This is a genomic window from Ruegeria sp. YS9 (genome assembly GCF_024628725.1).
Lineage (GTDB): Bacteria > Pseudomonadota > Alphaproteobacteria > Rhodobacterales > Rhodobacteraceae > Ruegeria > Ruegeria atlantica_C.
Window position 1 is genome coordinate 1135444 of the sequence record NZ_CP102409.1, and the last position, 15760, is coordinate 1151203.

Consider the following 15760-nt stretch of genomic DNA (forward strand, 5'->3'; position numbering starts at 1 on the left):
CCCCTGCTGGAGCAACAGAGATGAGGAAACCGGAATTCATCGCCCGTCAGAGCCGCCGACCTACAGGTCTGCTTGGTGCAATTGTCGCCCGGGTCATGGCGCGCGAGACTCGTCCCGAGAACGAACGCGCGCTGCACCTCCTCGATCTGGCAGATGGCGACAGCCTCATCGACATCGGCTGCGGCCACGGCGAAACGCTTTTCGAGGCAGACGCGATGGTACGTCTTTCGGACAGCGCCGGCGTGGATTTCTCCGAGGTTATGCTGGAGCGTGCTCTCGCGAGGAACCGTGATGCGGTCTGGGACACGCGCCTGACGTTTCATTCTGCCGACACTGCTGCGTTGCCCTTTCCGGACAAGCGGTTTGGCAAGGCGCTTTCGGTGCATACGGTCTATTTTTGGCCGGACCCGGCGACCCACCTTGCCGAGGCGTTTCGCGTTCTTCGCCATGGTGGGCGATTCGTGTTCTGTTTCCGATCGACCGCCGACAGACGGGCTGTGCATGGGTTCCCCGACACTGTCTATCGTTTCCCGAGCGTTCAGGAAGTGGAGGAGACGTTGAAGCTGGTCGGGTTCCTGGACCCAGAGACCACAACTGAGGAGATCACAGGACATTTGACGCATTGGAGTATCGCGGAGAAGCCGTGAAGCGAAGGATCGCAAAGGCGGGCTGAGCCGTCGCTTCGGCTCGTGCTGCGAATTGGCGCGATGTCCGCGATCTGTGAGTTCGAGCAGTGCCAAATTTTGCACATGCGGCGAATGACCGGAATGCGGGCTGCGACCGCAGAATGCCAGCTGGGTGCCGAATGTCTCTTATCGGCCGTAGAAGTAGGTTAGCTACGCAAGCTCGCTGGCCATCAATTTCAGATGGCGCATGTCTGTTCCGCAGCACCCTCCGAATACTTGAACCGAAGGATTGCTCCGAGCAATCTTGGCAATCTGCTTACCAAGTTCAACGGGATCGCCTTCGTCCAGTTCATCTGCTTCGTCAAGTTCCGCATGAGAGCAAGTTGAAGCGTTCGCCACAATACCTCTCAGCCTCGGGTGGTTGCCAAGCGCTCCGGCGAAATGGGTCGGATGAGCGCAATTGACCATAAAAAACATTGCCGCCGTGTCCGATTCCCCATCGATCTGGTCAATTGCATCCACAAGTTTGGTTCCGTCCGCCAAGCACCCATCTGTCTCAACAACCAGAGACATGATGATCGGCAGACCAGCATCTCGGGCGGCGAGGATGCATCCTGTTGCCTCACTTGGACGGTTGAATGTATAAGCGGTAACCAGGTCGACAGTTGTGCCTTTCAGGCTGTGCATTTGAGCGGCATGGTATTGCCGTGCATCTTCGACGGATATCGGCGGGATGTCGGCGTAAGGATCAAAGCGTGGGCCTATACAGGCCGACAACAATACATCTTCGCGAGCGGCGGCCCGGCGCACGTCTTCCACTAGACTGACCGCATCTTTGTTCACCTCTACAAGCCGTTCTGCATCGTACCCCAAAGGTGCCGCCCGGTCGGCATTCGCCATCCATGTGGGCGCATCAAGAATACATCCGACATTCATTTCGCTGGCGAGATCGACAAGAGCCTGCATCTGACCGGCAAGTATCGCTCTAGTGTCAGGCTGTTCGAGCAAAGGAAACGAGGCAAATCCGGGTAGCTCAAGTCCATGATTGAATACCAGGTCGGTGCCAGTACCGGCATAAACCAGAAAGGTCTTGTCACCTTCGTTTAGGAGCTGTCGTGCCATTCTAATCTACGCCCTTTTCCCTTTCTATTCACAAGAAACCTACATTTTCTCGGGTCTCCTGTGAACCTTTGGGCAGTGGAGTATTTTCTGTACGCATGCCCTAATCTGTCCGAGCAGCTCGCAAACATAGCGAATGTCTGGAAAGCGGGCTGCAGTTGCTGCAATCTAGGGGCATGTCGAGTGGCCGGTATGGGCCGCTTGTCGCCAACTGACGCCAAGATTGAGCAAATGCCGCGCCGCATCAGAGGTCCACAAAGAGCCCGAAACCACCGATGCAGCAAGATGCATAACTGGCAACCAAGCACGGAAAGCCGACATCGTCGATGACAAGCTCAAATCGCGCCGGCGACCAGCGGTGCTCTCAGCTTCACTATCATTGGACCTAAACCGACCGAGTAATTCCCCCATCAATCCGGGTATTCTGACCGGAAATGTAGGCTCCGCCATCCGAAGCCAGAAAGGCCACGACACTTGCGATTTCGGCAAGCGAGTTGCCGTAGCGGCCCATCGGGATCATTTAGCGGAATTCTTCCTTTTTCTGGCAGCCAGTCTAAGAATCCTGGCAGCACGTTGTTCATGCGGATGTTTTCGGCTGCGTATTTGTCGACAATGAGTTTTGTGAAGGCAGCAAGCCCGGCGCGCATCACGCCTGAGGTTGGAAACACCGGGTTCGGCTCAAACGCGGCAAAGGTCGAAATATTGATGATCGCCCCGCCACCTTGTTTTTTTAATGATCAAAATGACGAGACGCGAGGGGCGCACGGCGTTCAGGAAGTAGACCTCCATGCCCTCGTGCCAGTCCTCATCGTGAGCTCGAGGACCGGTGCGCGCGGTCCGTGACCGGCGGAGATTATCAAAACATCAATACGGCCCCAGTGGTACATGGCCGCATCGATTAGCTTTTGCAGGTCTGCTTCGGACTTGTTGGTGCCCGTGACGCCAGCACCGCCAAGTTCTTTGGCAAGCGCTTCGCCTTTGCCGGAAGCCAACAGAATTCCGACCTTAAAGCCATCTGCGGCCAAGGCCCGCGCTATCTGCGCCCATGCCGGATCCGCCCGCTGTGATCAATGCAACGGTATCTACGGCCCTAGTCCTTTCCGGTGTCGTTTTCGTCGAGGTTGAGATGCGCCATCCCGCTGTTGCCAAGCGGCACAGCCGCGAATGGGCCGCCATGGTGCGTGTTGGCGGGATCGTGCGGGTCGAGCGGGCCATCCGCGGCATAGATTTCCCTGGCGAATTGTTCGGCGTTGTCCTTGGGTCGGTAGCCCAAATGTTGCGCCTTGGAATTGTCGACCGGCGCGCGGTCGTTGTTTGACACGCCATAGACCACGCTAAAGCCGGTGATGGGCGTGGTGATCGCGCGTTCCACCAGATGGATCAGGTCGTCATAGCTGAGCCAGGTTCCCACAGCGCGCGAATTGGTCGGCTGCGCGCAAGACAGGATGCGCATGCAGACTGCTTCCAACCCGCGTTTGTCCCAGTAGAGCGAGGCGAGGTCTTCGGCAAAACACTTGGCAAGCCCGTAGAAGGTGTCGGGTTTGTGCGGGGCATCGATGCCGATGAAATCCGTCTTCTTGTGCATGCCAACCGCGTGGATGGACGAGGCATAGACAACCCGGCGCAGCTTGTTGCGATAGGCGGCCTCCCACACGGTATAGGCACCGTAGAAGTTCGGCGCCCAAAGCACCTCCATGGGTGCTTCGTCGCCAATTGCACCGAAATGCACCACCATGTCCGCCCCCTCCAGAAGGGCGACCATGGCATCGAGGTCGGTGATATCCGCCTTGATGTAGGTTTCATTGGACGCGAGGTTCGCCACACTGTCGGCAATGTCCGACGAGACGAATTCATCGCAAAGTTTGGACAGCGGCTCGCGCAGGTACGAGCCAAGGCGGCCAGCCGCGCCGGTGAGTACAATCTTTTTCATGGGTTAAGTCCTTTCAGGTCGCCAACAGCGCGGGCGATGCGATCCATCGCGGTGCTCAACACCTCTTCCGAGGCGGCTGTTGAAATGCGGAAAAACGGTGAAAGATCATAAGCGCTGCCCGGAACGGCGGCAACGCCAGCGGCCTTCAGTAGATAGGCTGTGACATCCGTATCGGTTGCGAGCGTCTCGCCCTGAGGGGTCTTTGCCCCGATCAGACCCGCGCAGCCGATCAGGCCGTAAAAAGCGCCGCCTGGCGCGTCGAGTGTCAGCCCCGGGATTTTTGCCACACGCGCGACCACAAGATCACGGCGTGCTTCGAAAGCCCGACAGAAATTGCGGACGTCATCTTGCGGCCCGTTCAAAGCCGCCGCCGCCGCCGCTTGGGCGATGGAACACGCGCCTGACGAGATCTGGCTTTGCACCTTGGTCATCGCCGCGATCAGATCCTTGTGCCCTGCGCCATAGCCAATGCGCCATCCAGTCATGGCATAGGCTTTGGACACGCCATTGACCGTCAAAGTGCGGTCTTTCACGCCCGGGCAAAGCGCCGCAAACGATCGGAACACGCGCCCGTCAAACAGAATATGTTCATATATCTCGTCCGACAGAACCAGCACGCGGTCATGATCGGCCAGCACGTCGCCAAGTGCCGCAATCTGGGTATCTGAATAGACCGCGCCAGACGGGTTCGACGGCTGGTTCAAGAGCAGCCACCGGGTCCTGGGCGTGATGGCGTCGCGCAATTGGTCGGGCGTCAGCAGAAAGCCAGCTTCAGCCGGGCATTCCAAAGGCACCGGCACACCGCCGAGGATGAGCACGATGTCCTTGTACTGACCGAAATAGGGAGCGCAGAGCAACACCTCGTCACCCGGCTCCAGCGTGGCCATGAAGGCGTTGAACAGTACCTGCTTGGCTCCGTTCGACACGATCACTTCGTCGAGCGCATAGTCCAGGTCGTTCTCGCGTTTGAACTTGTCCACGACGGCCCGCCGCATCGCAAGCGTGCCATTCGTGGGGGGATACTTCGTCTCGCCCCTGAGAGCGGCTTGATGTGCCGCCTCCTTGATATGGTCGGGCGTGTCGAAATCCGGCTCTCCAAGACCAAGATCAATGACATCTTCACCACGCGCCTTGGCCTCTTTCGCAGCCTGGCTGACCCAGGCCGAGGCGGACGGCTTGACCGGTTTTAGACGCGATGCCGCGAAACTCATTGCAACCCGCCTTTTGTTTGCGCCAGTGCCGCATCTGCGGCCCGCGCCAATAGCCCCGTGTCTGTCGCAATGGCGACAAAGGTGAAGCCTTCGTTCAAAAGGTCAGCCGCAAAAGCGGGGTCCGTGACCAAGGTGCCGACCGGCATGCCTTTGGCAATCAGTTTTTGTGCGACCGGCTTGATCAAGGCCCAAACATCAGGGTCCATCGGCTGGCCGAGTTTGCCAATGTCCGCGGCAATATCCGCAGGGCCAAAGAAGATGCCGCTGACCCCATCGACCGCGCCGATGGCTTCGGCCTGCTCGACGGCTGCGCGGGTTTCCAGTTGCAACAGAACAGCGGTTTCTTCCTCAACCCGCGCCACATAATCAGGGATGCGCCCAAAGGCTGTTGCCCGGGTTGCCCCTGAGACACCGCGAATGCCGCGAGGCGGGTAGCGTGTTGCGGCCACCGCTTGTTCGGCCTCTTCCACCGATTGGATCATCGGAAACAACAGGCCCGGCGCACCCAGATCCAACAGCCGCTTGACGGCAACCGCGTCGTTCCATTCCACCCGCACAAGGGCCGTGGTCGGGGACGCCGCAAAGGCCTGAAGCTGACCCAGTACGCTGAAATAGTCGTTGGCGCTGTGTTCCATGTCGATCAGCGCCCAGTCGTATCCGGCGGTCGAGACCACCTCTGCGGCGAAGTTGCTGCACAGGCTGATCCAAAGGCCAACCTGTTTCTCTCCGGCTGCAATGGCGCGGGTGAATGGATTGGCGGGAAGCTTCATCAGATAATGGCTTTCTCGATGATCGGCCTGTTTGCCGGGATCCGCTCGTAGTTGAACGGCGACAGATCAAGTGTGCGGTATTCGCCATAGGTCAGCCATTCGGCCGTCCCGCGTCCCATCGCGGGCGACTGCTGAAGCCCGTGGCCGGAGAAGCCATTGAGGAAGATGAAGTTCGAAAGCTCGGTGTGCGGCCCCATGATCGCGTTGTGATCAAAGGTGTTCATGGCATAGTGTCCGGCCCATTCGGCTTGCACTTTGATGGCTTCGAACTGGGGAATGCGGGTCGCGAGGATGGGCCAGACGTGGTTTTCCCAGAGGGAATGGTCCATCGCATAGTCGTCATAGTCTACAGCCGGGTCATGGTCGGAATGGCCGCCGCACTGATATGTTCCGCCGCCGTTTTCGCGCACATGCACGCCCGAGGGGTCGATGGTCAGCGGCAGGTCCCGATCCAGCGGCTGCTCGGCCTTGAATATCCAGGAATAGCGTTTGCGCGGCTCGACCGGCACGTCGATGCCCGCCATCCGGGCGGTGCGCGCAGCGCGGGGACCCGAGGCATTGACGACCTGACCGCAGGCGACCACCTCGCCCGAGGCAAGAGTGACGCTTTCGACCTGTGTTCCGGCGGCGTTGCGGGTGATCGCCACAACTTCGTTCTGGATCCATTCGACGCCACGCTCGCGGCTTTGGCGTCGCCACCAATCATTTACGGCGCCCCCGTCCCAATAGCCTTCGTCCACCAGGTTGATAGATCCCAGCACGATGTCATCGACATTGTAAAAGGGATAAGCGGCCTTGATCTCTTCGGGCGTCATAAGCTGGGTGGCAGCACCAGCAGCCAGCTGCACCTGCTGACTTTCACGCAGCACATCGGCAAAGCCGTCGTTGTCCGCAAAGTACATGTAACCGAAAGAGCGGATGCCAAGCTCCGGCACGCGTTCGTCGCCCCCCATGTAGCTGCGGATGTTCTTGACGAAGTCGGCGGCAAACTGGCTGATACGGACGTTCAACTCGGCTGAGAATTGTTGTCGCATGCAGGAGTTCGTGTGCGTGGTCGAGCAGTTCTCATAGGTCATGTCCCGTTCGACAACGAGGACCGAGCCATCGAAATCCTTGTTGTCCGACAGGAACCAGGCGGTCGAGGCCCCCATGATGGCGCCTCCGATGATGATCACGTCATAGCTTTGCTTTGATGGGCTTTGGTTGCTCATATCTGTTCCCCCCTGGCGACGGCAGATTGCACCGCCGCGATGTCCTCAGCGGACAAGCCATAGTCCGTCCGAGCCGTTTCTTCAGAAATATATCCCCGCGCCAGATCGCGTTTGACAAGCTCTTTCGGGCGTTCGGCCGGATCACCGTAGCCAGCGCCTCCCGGAAAGGCCATCACCACCTTACGCCCGTGTGGGACGAACTGCTTGCCCTTGACCCGCATGGCCGAGCCATCGTCCAGAGCGACGGTCGTGGGTGCGCCGTTCCGGCCGCCTCGGCGGCCCCGGGCGGGGTGCTGGCTGCGGTCGAACATGGCTTGGATGTCAAACTCGTGGCCTTCCTGCGCGCCGACTTCCATGTACTGCCCCAAACCGCCGCGCGTCTTGCCTGCGCCGCCGCTGTCGGGGCGCAATTCCTTGCGCCAGATGATGACGGGACCTGCGTGTTCCGTGGCCTCGATGGGCATCGTCATCACGCCCGATGGGAAGGCTGTCGCGTTCATGCCGTCGTGTTCGGGCCGTGCACCAGAGCCGCCCGAGTTGAAGGTCAGCACTTCAGACCGGCGCGCATCAGGCGGGGCAGGCGCGTCGGTGCGCGGGCGCAAGGAGACCTGGAAATTGCACAGGCATCCGGCGCCTTCGGCGGGCACCAGGCCCGGCACGATCTTGTCAAAGGCGTCATAGACCGCGTCTGGCACGAAATGCCCCACGATATGGCGCAGGGCGACTGGCGCGGGGTGCAGCGCGTTGACGATTGAGTTCTCCGGCGCCGTGACCTCGAACGGCGCAAGTGAGGCGGCGTTGTTGGGGATTTCCGGCGCAATCGCCACCTTCAGCGCATAGCAGGCATAGGCCTTGGTATAGACCAGCGGGCAGTTGATGCCCTTCTTGTCCAGGCCGGAGGTGCCGGTGAAGTCGGTCACGATCCGGTCGCCTTCGACGCTGACCTTGACCTTGAGTGTGATCGGCACGTCGAAGCCGTCCATCGTCATCTCGCCCGTTGCCGATGTCTGCGGCAGGGCGGCAATGGCTTCAATCGTGGCCCGGCGCGAGTTGTCGAGGATGAATTTGGCGATACCGTCCAGATGGTCGAGACCAAACTCCTCCATCATGTCGACCAGGCGGCGGTGGCCGATCTCGTTGCAAGTGGCGAGCGCGTAAATATCGCCGATCAACTGGTCCGGTTCACGCACGTTGCCCCGGATGATCCGCACCAAGGTCTCATCCACGTCGCCCTTTTCAGCAAACTTCATGATCGGGATGTAGAGACCTTCCTCATAAACGCTCTGTGCGTCCGCGCCAAAGCCGCGCCCGCCGATATCGACGATATGCGCCGTGCAGGCAAAGAACCCGACCAGGGTGCCGTTATGGAAAGAGGGCGTAACCATCGTGATGTCGTGCAGGTGCCCTGTGCCCTCCCACGGGTCATTGCTGATGTAGACATCACCCTCGAACATGTTTTGTCGCCCGATCCGACGGATGAAATGCGCGACGGCATCGGCCATAGCGTTCACGTGACCCGGAGTGCCCGTCACCGCCTGTGCCAGCATGTTGCCATGCGTGTCATAGACGCCTGCCGACAGGTCCCCGGCCTCGCGGACCGAGGTCGAAAAGGCCGTTCGCACCAGTGCCTGAGCCTGTTCTTCCACGACCGAGATCAAACGGTTCCACATGACCTGATAGGCGACTTTCGAGTATTCTTGGGTCATTGTTGGGCTCCCTTGGCACCTTCTGATGCGCTCGGTTTGCGAGCGACGACGTCGATGCAGCCGTCAGGCTGCCGGATCGCATCCCGACTGGCGGGCACGATGATGGTCGTCTCAGCTTCGGTTACGGCGGCTGGTCCATGTGCGCGCTGGCCTGCCTGCATGCGGCTCCTGTCGATGACATGAGCCTCAAGGTATTTGCCCGACGCCGGATCAAAGAGCTGCCTCGTGCCGTTCAGAGCAACAGGCGTGCTGCCGTCTGTCGTTTCAATGCGCGCGACGTCCTCGGGCGGCGTCGTGGCGTTCACCGACCAGACGGTGATCTCGATATCCATGCCTGCGACGGGGCGGCCAAAGAGCTTTGTGTAATCCTCCTCGAACCGCGCTTGAAAGGTCGCGGCGTCGGGGTTCATCGCCTGTTCTTCGGTCAAGGCGATCGGGATTTCCCAACCCTGACCGGTGTAGCGCATGTAGACCTTGAACTCGGACAGGATCGGGCTGACTTCATCGCAGGTGCGCACAAAGCCTGTCGCCTCGGCCTTGAGATCGGTCAGCAGGCCCTTGATCTTGTCCGCATCGAAATCGCTCAGCTTCATATAGACCGACCGATTGGCCTCAAAGCTGAACGGCGCGCGCAGGAAGCCGATGGCCGAGCCGACGCCGGCACCGGGCGGCACAAGCAACCGCTCAACCCCAAGCTTTTCGCAAAGTCGCCCGGCATGCAGCGGGGCCGCGCCGCCAAAGGCGATCATGGTGTATTCGCTCAGGTCTTCGCCATTTTCGACAGCGTGAACGCGGGCGGCATTGGCCATGTTTTCGTCCACCACCTCTGCCACGCCAAAGGCCGCCTCGACTGCGTCCATATCCAGCGTGTCGCCCACATGTGCGCTCAGGGCTTGTTCTGATTTATCGGGATGAAGGGCGATCGAACCACCGGCAAAATTGTCTGGGTCCAATTTGCCCAGGACAAGATCGGCATCCGTGACAGCTGGTCGTTCACCCCCGCGCCCATAACAGGCGGGCCCGGGCTCGGACCCGGCGCTTTCGGGGCCGACGCGGATCTGCCGCATCCCGTCCACATGGGCAAGGCTTCCGCCGCCCGCACCAATTTCGACCATATCAATCACCGGGATCGAGATCGGCATGCCAGAGCCCTTTTTGAACCGGTAGGTCCGCGCGACCTCAAAAACGCGACTGGTCTTGGGTGTCTGGTTCTTGATCAGGCAGATCTTGGCTGTGGTCCCGCCCATGTCGAAGGAGAGAACCTTGTCCAGACCATAGCGGGCCGCGATATGGGCCGCGAAGACCGCGCCGCCCGCCGGACCGCTTTCGACAAGCCGGACAGGGAAATCCGCGGCATTCTGGATCGAGATGATCCCGCCCCCCGAATGCATCAGGAAGATGCGACAGGCGACACCTTCGCCGCGCAGGCGGTCCTCCAGCCGTCCAAGGTAGGAGGCCATCAGCGGTTTGATATAGGCGTTGGCCACGACCGTGTTGAACCGTTCGTATTCGCGCATCTGCGGCGATACCTCGGACGAGATCGACACCGAAACATTCGGCAGCTTTTCGACCAGAACATCACGTACCAACTGCTCATGTTTGGGGTTGAGGTAAGAGTGGATCAAACCAACCGCGACGCTTTCGAAGCCCGCTTCTGCAATGCGGTCCACAACGGCTTCGACATCCGCACGTTCAAGCTCTACCAGGATTTCTCCCTTGGCATTCACGCGTCCGGGGACGGTGAATCGCATGTGGCGCGACAACAGCGGATCAGGAAGATTGAGGTTCAGATCATACTGCTCAAACCGGCTTTCGGTCCGCATCTCGATCACATCGCGGAAGCCTTCCGTCGTGATCAACGCCGTTTTGGCCCCGCGACGCTCGATCAGCGCGTTGGTGGCCAGTGTGGTCCCATGGATGATCTGTTCGATTTCGCTGGGGTCAATGCCCGCCTTGGTGCAGACCTGGTGCATTCCGTCGATGATCGCGTTTTCGGGGGCCGCGTAGGTCGTCAGGACTTTGACCGAATACTGTTCGCCCGCCTTTTCCAGAACGACATCTGTGAATGTGCCGCCAATATCGACGCCCATTCGAATGGATTCGGCCTTCATCTGTCTCTCCACATGCACACAAGGTCAGCATGTCCACATGGGACCATGGCAGATCAGAAATCAAATCAATTGATTTTCTTCACCCTATAGATTTTATTAATCTTCAGCTGCGCTCGGCCGAAGAGCCGCCGCAATGTCACTCGCCCTTTCGACAAACCGTGGCGCCCGGTCCGCGTTGAAGCGCGCGAAAAAGATCAAAGGCGGCGCAGTCCAATCCGAAATGAGCGAATTCAACCGGCCTGCGTCCAACTCCCCTTGCACAAGCGACCTGGGAAGAAGCGCCACACCCATCCCCTCGCTGACCATCGGCAGACATGCGGACAGCGCGCTGGAATGGACGATCTTGCCAGCATCGTAGCCACGCACCTTCGCCAATTCATGCAAGGCATTCCCCGCTGCCGTGTGACGCGCATGGGTCAATACAGCGCGGTCAAAGAAACGCCCGACCGAGGCTCCGCCCGCAAGGCCATCGGCAACTTCTTCATTCGCCACCCAGACATATGTTTCGCTGGAAAGCATTCTTTCGCCTGACGTCCGCGACGTAAACGGGGCATTCTGCAGGGCAAGGTCAAGCTGCCCTTCTCGAAGGCGTTCTTCGATTTGGCGAGACAAGTCGACCTGAAGTTCAACCCGAAGGTTAGGATATTCCCGCCGCAGCTGGCCGAGGAAGGGTTGGAGCCAAGTACAGGCGACCAGTTCTGTCACACCAAGCCGTAAACGTTCTTCGATAAGCTCCTGCCGACCGGCCGCTTCCAGCAACGCCTCTCCCGCCCGAAGCACGTCCCGCGTCCGCTCAAGAAGCTCTTTGCCTTTGGTGGTCAGACGTACGGAACCGGCGTCGCGATAAAGAAGCGTGACATCCAAGGCAGCTTCCAATGCAGAGATCCGCGACGAGATGTTGGGTTGAGTTGTGCCAAGGGCAGCGGCCGCCGCTCTAAAGGTTCCCATGTCCACAACAAATGAAAAGGCTTCGAGCTGCTTAAATGTGATCCGGCTTTTTATCATCTTCAATCTCATGATCAGTTTTCATGATCATGCACGGCACCGACTTTTCAGCAACTTCAATCGGGCAGACACCACTTTTCGAACACACGACTTCGTCCGCACGGCGTGCTGAGCAGACGTTGGTTTTGCTGAAGGCAAGGCCCGCTCCGTCCCGCGTAGCGGGCATTCAAGAGCTCCTTGGGTGCGACATCGCCGAGAATGGAGGGTTTTTCCGCACGGCGGATGTCGCCACCCTCTGTTACGGGCGTCTCAGCTCTCCATCGCCTCCAACTCGTCAATGAAGCCTGAGATCATCGACAGGCCCTTGTCCCAGAATTTCGGGTCGCTGGCATCCAGCCCGAACGGGGCCAACAGTTCCTTGTGGTGCTTTGATCCGCCTGCGCGCAGCATTTCGAAATACTTGTCCTCGAAACCTTCGGCGCCGCTTTCATAGACCGAATAGAGCGCGTTCACCAACCCGTCGCCGAAGGCATAGGCGTAAACGTAGAAGGGCGAGTGAACAAAGTGCGGGATATAGGCCCAGAAGGTCTCGTACCCGTCCATGAATTCGAATGCGGGGCCAAGGCTTTCGGCCTGAACGCTCATCCACAGGGCGTTGATGTCGTCCGGGGTCAGTTCCCCCTCGCGACGGGCGGCATGCAGCTTGCATTCAAAGTCGTAGAAGGCGATCTGGCGGACCACCGTGTTGATCATGTCCTCGACCTTGCCGGCCAGCAGCACCTTGCGCTGTTCGGGGGTTTCGGCCTTGTCCAGCATCTTGCGGAACGTCAGCATTTCACCAAAAACCGAGGCCGTTTCGGCCAGCGTCAATGGCGTAGACGACAGCATCTCACCCTGATCGGCGGCCAGAACCTGGTGAACACCGTGGCCCAGCTCATGCGCCAGAGTCATGACGTCGCGCGGTTTGCCCAGGTAGTTGAGCATCACATAGGGGTGCACGTCGGTCACGGTGGGATGCGCGAAGGCGCCCGGGGCTTTGCCGGGTTTCACCGCAGCGTCGATCCAGCCTTTCGAGAAGAACGGGGCCGCGATGTCACCCATGCGCGGGTCAAAGGCGTTATAGGCATCCATTACCGTCTTTTCGGCTTCGTCCCAATTGACAATGCGCGTATCTTCCATCGGCAGCGGTGCATTGCGGTCCCAGACCTGCATGACGTCCAGACCCAGCCATTTGCGCTTCAGCTCATAATAACGATGGCTCAGTTTGGGATAGGCGGCCACGACCGCCTCGCGCAGGGCTTCGACCACTTCGGGCTCGACATCGTTCGACAAGTGACGTCCTGTTTGCGCGGTCGGCATCTTGCGCCAGCGATCGACGATTTCTTTCTCTTTGGCCTGCGTGTTGTGGACACGGGCAAATGTTTTGATGTTCTCCTGAAACACGCGGGCCAGTTCGCGCGCCGCAGCCTCGCGTTTGGAGCGGTCCTGTTCGGTCAGCAGGTTCAGGGTGCCTTCGATGTTCAGTTCATTACCGTCCACATTGAACGTCAGACCGGCGATGGTTTCGTCGAACAGACGCTCCCACGCGTCGCCGACAACGCCCAGATCGTGCAGGAATTTCTCAAGCTCATCAGACAGCTGATAGGGCTTCATCGCGCGGATGCGGCGGAACACGGGTTCGTATCGGGCGAGATCCGGGTTGGCAGCAAAATGCGCCCCAAGCACATCATCTTCAATCCGGTTGATCTCGAGCGTGAAAAACACCAGAGGCGTTGTGAAAACGGTGATCTTTTCCTGCATGTCCGACAGGAACTTGGCCCGCTCTGCGTCAGTGGTCAGCTGATAATAGCGCAAACCGGCAAAGGACATGATCCGGCCTGCGATGGAGTTGATCTTTTCATTGCGCTGAACGCAGGTCAAAAGGGCCGCGGCGTCCAGTTCTGCCAGCTTGCCTTCATAGTCAGCAGCGAAAGCCGCACATTCGCCCTCCAGCCAGTCCAGGTCGCGCGCCAGTTCGGGCGCCTCTTCGGATGCGTAGAGATCCGTCAGATCCCATTCGGGCAGATTGCCCAGATTGTCGGCACCGCCCATTGCGTTTGCGTCACGGACGGGAAAGGGAAGGTCGCGCATGGATCACCTTTTGTAGACTGCTTTTGCAAACATCTAGGGCTGGCGCGCCCGGATCACAAGCGGCCAGTCCCGAAGGTGAAAAGGTTTACGATGAAACCAGCCTGGACGCCCCATTTGATTGGTTGGCCAGGAAATGCTTGGCAAGCTGGTCCAGAACCGGCCCCCGAACGTCGGGTGCTTCCATCAGTACCTCGTGTTCTCCGTCGGGGATTTCGATCAATGTGCCGTTCGGCCAATTGGCCATACGTGTCCGTATGGCCTTGCGATCGACGATTTGTTCGTGGCTGCCCAGAAAAGTCAGACAGGGTGTCTTCGGCGCGGGCTGTTCCATCAACCATTCACACTCGTCCAGCGACTCGCGCAGCCAGCGGTTTGAGGGGGCACCAAGTGCCAGTTCGGGATGCGCATTCAGCTGATCTTGCATAATCCGGTACATGTCGGGGTCGCGGGTCAGCATATTCCCGTCGAAAGGTTGCGACAGGACATAGCTTTCAAGCGTTGTGGTCGGGGGGGTGCGTTCGCCAAGGCCAAGCGCCGTGCCCCAATAGGCCGTAACGCGGCTCAGAGGTTTCATCACCGGAGTGAAGAAAATTCCCCACATCGGGCCCGTGAACGCGCAAGCGGCAAAGCACCCTTTTTCGATGACGGCACGCAACCCGATGGCGCCGCCCATCGAATGCCCCACGACGTACCACGGTTTCGGCAAATCCAAAGCGTCTGCAAGGTCCAGGGTTACCTGAACATCGTGCTGGTAATCGGTGAAATGATCGACATGGCCGATGCGTGGGTTTTCCAGCAGCCGATCCGCAAGACCCTGACCGCGCCAGTCGACGGCCAGCACCGCGAAGCCACGATTCACGAATTCTTGGGCGGTATTGCCATACTTTTCGATGTATTCGGTGCGTCCGGGAAACACCATGACGGTGCCATGGGCGCGACCAACCGGACGCCAGTGACCCACGCGAATGCGTTTTTGGTCAGACGTCATCAACCAATGGGCCTGTCCACCGGCAGGTCCGCCGGCCACGTCTTCAAAAAAGGGGGCCGGCGACAACTCCATCAGGCCAGCACCGAGGCAAGCTTCATGGCAACACCCATGTCGCCATCAATGCTCAGCTTTCCGGACATGAACGCGCCGGTCGGATTCAGTTCACCGCTGAGGATCTGTTCGAACGTTTCTACGTCAGCGCTCATGGTGACATTGGCCTCTTCATCGCTGACCCGCGCACCGTTTTCGTCCAGAACGATCGAACCCAGATCGGTGATGGCAAACTTGGCCGTGTCATCAAACGCGCCGCCATCCAGTTTTTCGTTCAGCGCGGCAGCTGCCTTTTCAAGAGTCTCGCTCATGCTTTTCCTCATATTGTTAGTGCGCCGTGAATGGACATCCCCGGTCGCAACGCTACACTGACTATTGTTATGAGCATTGCAATTCACAATCTCAAAGGTACCGTTGCGGCACTTTTTGTCCTAGTCACGTTTTCCACCAGTTGTTTCGCGCAACAGGCGGATTCACGGGACGAGGATGAACTGCTGCAAAAGCTGGCACAGTCGACTCCCGACCAGGCAATTGCACTGGATCGGCAGTTGCAGGCGTTGTGGTCGCAATCCGGCTCGCCGTCGGCTGATCTGTTGCTGGAGCGGGGACGCGAGGCCTTGGACGAGGGCGATGTCGACGCTGCTCTGGATCACCTGACGGCGCTGACGGATCACGCGCCTGATTTTGCCGAAGGCTGGCATCTGCGCGCATCTGCCTTTTTCGGGGTCGAGCGGTTTGGTATGGCGGCCGCCGATCTGGAACATGTGCTGACGTTGAATCCAAATCACTATGAGGCGATTTACGGTCTGGGGCTGATCTTCGAAGTTATCGGGGAACCTCGGAAAGCCTACGAAGCATATTCTCGGGCCTTGGCTATACATCCCCATCACGAAGAAGTAACCAATGCCGTGAATCGGCTGAAGCCTCAGGTTGAAGGCAAGGCGCTGTAAGGCTCGGGGCAG

15 protein-coding genes and 1 pseudogene are annotated in these 15760 nt (G+C 59.2%); 2 read left to right on the top strand and 14 right to left on the bottom strand.

The features are described 5' to 3' along the window. The first annotated feature begins 20 nt into the window (after nt 1-20). Nucleotides 21-647 carry a class I SAM-dependent methyltransferase gene (locus NOR97_RS05825; protein ID WP_257600512.1) on the top strand — a complete coding sequence of 209 codons (627 nt, stop codon included), beginning with the start codon at nt 21-23 and terminating at the stop codon, nt 645-647. A gap of 189 nt (nt 648-836) precedes the next feature. Here the strand turns inward: NOR97_RS05825 and NOR97_RS05830 are convergent, their stop codons facing one another. From NOR97_RS05830 to NOR97_RS05890, 14 genes and pseudogenes are all read right to left on the bottom strand, one after another. Beyond that, nucleotides 837-1748, bottom strand: a complete 912-nt coding sequence (locus tag NOR97_RS05830; protein WP_174818473.1) for a homocysteine S-methyltransferase family protein — start codon at nt 1746-1748, stop codon at nt 837-839. 382 nt (nt 1749-2130) lie between these two features. Then, on the bottom strand, nt 2131-2265 hold the full coding sequence (locus NOR97_RS21200) for an SDR family oxidoreductase (protein ID WP_374041607.1): 135 nt from the start codon (nt 2263-2265) through the stop codon (nt 2131-2133). 91 nt (nt 2266-2356) lie between these two features. Beyond that, nucleotides 2357-2770, bottom strand: a pseudogene (locus NOR97_RS21205) (SDR family NAD(P)-dependent oxidoreductase); the annotation flags it as partial. 65 nt (nt 2771-2835) lie between these two features. Then, the gene (locus NOR97_RS05840; protein WP_257600513.1) at nt 2836-3675 is read right to left on the bottom strand and encodes an NAD(P)-dependent oxidoreductase; all 840 of its coding nucleotides are present in this window, start codon (nt 3673-3675) and stop codon (nt 2836-2838) included. Continuing rightward, nucleotides 3672-4886, bottom strand: coding sequence for a pyridoxal phosphate-dependent aminotransferase (locus NOR97_RS05845; RefSeq protein ID WP_257600514.1), 1215 nt, complete (start codon nt 4884-4886; stop codon nt 3672-3674). The genes NOR97_RS05840 and NOR97_RS05845 overlap by 4 nt, the downstream gene beginning before the upstream one ends. Further along, on the bottom strand, nt 4883-5656 hold the full coding sequence (locus tag NOR97_RS05850; protein ID WP_257600515.1) for an HpcH/HpaI aldolase/citrate lyase family protein: 774 nt from the start codon (nt 5654-5656) through the stop codon (nt 4883-4885). Before NOR97_RS05850 ends, NOR97_RS05845 begins: the two co-directional genes overlap by 4 nt. Then, nucleotides 5656-6867, bottom strand: coding sequence for an FAD-binding oxidoreductase (locus NOR97_RS05855; protein WP_257600516.1), 1212 nt, complete (start codon nt 6865-6867; stop codon nt 5656-5658). Before NOR97_RS05855 ends, NOR97_RS05850 begins: the two co-directional genes overlap by 1 nt. After that, the gene (locus NOR97_RS05860; RefSeq protein WP_257600517.1) at nt 6864-8573 is read right to left on the bottom strand and encodes a hydantoinase B/oxoprolinase family protein; all 1710 of its coding nucleotides are present in this window, start codon (nt 8571-8573) and stop codon (nt 6864-6866) included. Before NOR97_RS05860 ends, NOR97_RS05855 begins: the two co-directional genes overlap by 4 nt. Continuing rightward, nucleotides 8570-10684: a hydantoinase/oxoprolinase family protein gene (locus tag NOR97_RS05865; protein ID WP_257600519.1), complete on the bottom strand. Its 2115-nt coding sequence runs from the start codon at nt 10682-10684 to the stop codon at nt 8570-8572. Before NOR97_RS05865 ends, NOR97_RS05860 begins: the two co-directional genes overlap by 4 nt. A 96-nt stretch (nt 10685-10780) precedes the next feature. Beyond that, complete coding sequence (locus NOR97_RS05870) at nt 10781-11689, bottom strand: LysR family transcriptional regulator (RefSeq protein WP_257600520.1); 909 nt, start codon at nt 11687-11689, stop codon at nt 10781-10783. Next, nucleotides 11664-11855 (bottom strand): hypothetical protein, encoded by a 192-nt coding sequence (locus NOR97_RS05875; protein WP_257600521.1) that lies wholly within the window; start codon nt 11853-11855, stop codon nt 11664-11666. Before NOR97_RS05875 ends, NOR97_RS05870 begins: the two co-directional genes overlap by 26 nt. An 83-nt stretch (nt 11856-11938) precedes the next feature. Next, entirely contained in the window at nt 11939-13759 is a 1821-nt protein-coding gene (locus NOR97_RS05880; protein WP_257600522.1) for a M3 family oligoendopeptidase, read from the bottom strand. Nucleotides 13760-13844: 85 nt separating this feature from the next. After that, entirely contained in the window at nt 13845-14819 is a 975-nt protein-coding gene (locus NOR97_RS05885) for an alpha/beta fold hydrolase (RefSeq protein WP_257600523.1), read from the bottom strand. Beyond that, nucleotides 14819-15109 carry an SCP2 sterol-binding domain-containing protein gene (locus NOR97_RS05890; protein ID WP_170344693.1) on the bottom strand — a complete coding sequence of 97 codons (291 nt, stop codon included), beginning with the start codon at nt 15107-15109 and terminating at the stop codon, nt 14819-14821. Before NOR97_RS05890 ends, NOR97_RS05885 begins: the two co-directional genes overlap by 1 nt. Nucleotides 15110-15139: 30 nt before the next feature. On the opposite strand from NOR97_RS05890, the gene NOR97_RS05895 reads away from it, so the two are divergent. Further along, the gene (locus tag NOR97_RS05895) at nt 15140-15748 is read left to right on the top strand and encodes a tetratricopeptide repeat protein (protein WP_257600524.1); all 609 of its coding nucleotides are present in this window, start codon (nt 15140-15142) and stop codon (nt 15746-15748) included. Nucleotides 15749-15760: the final 12 nt, after the last annotated feature.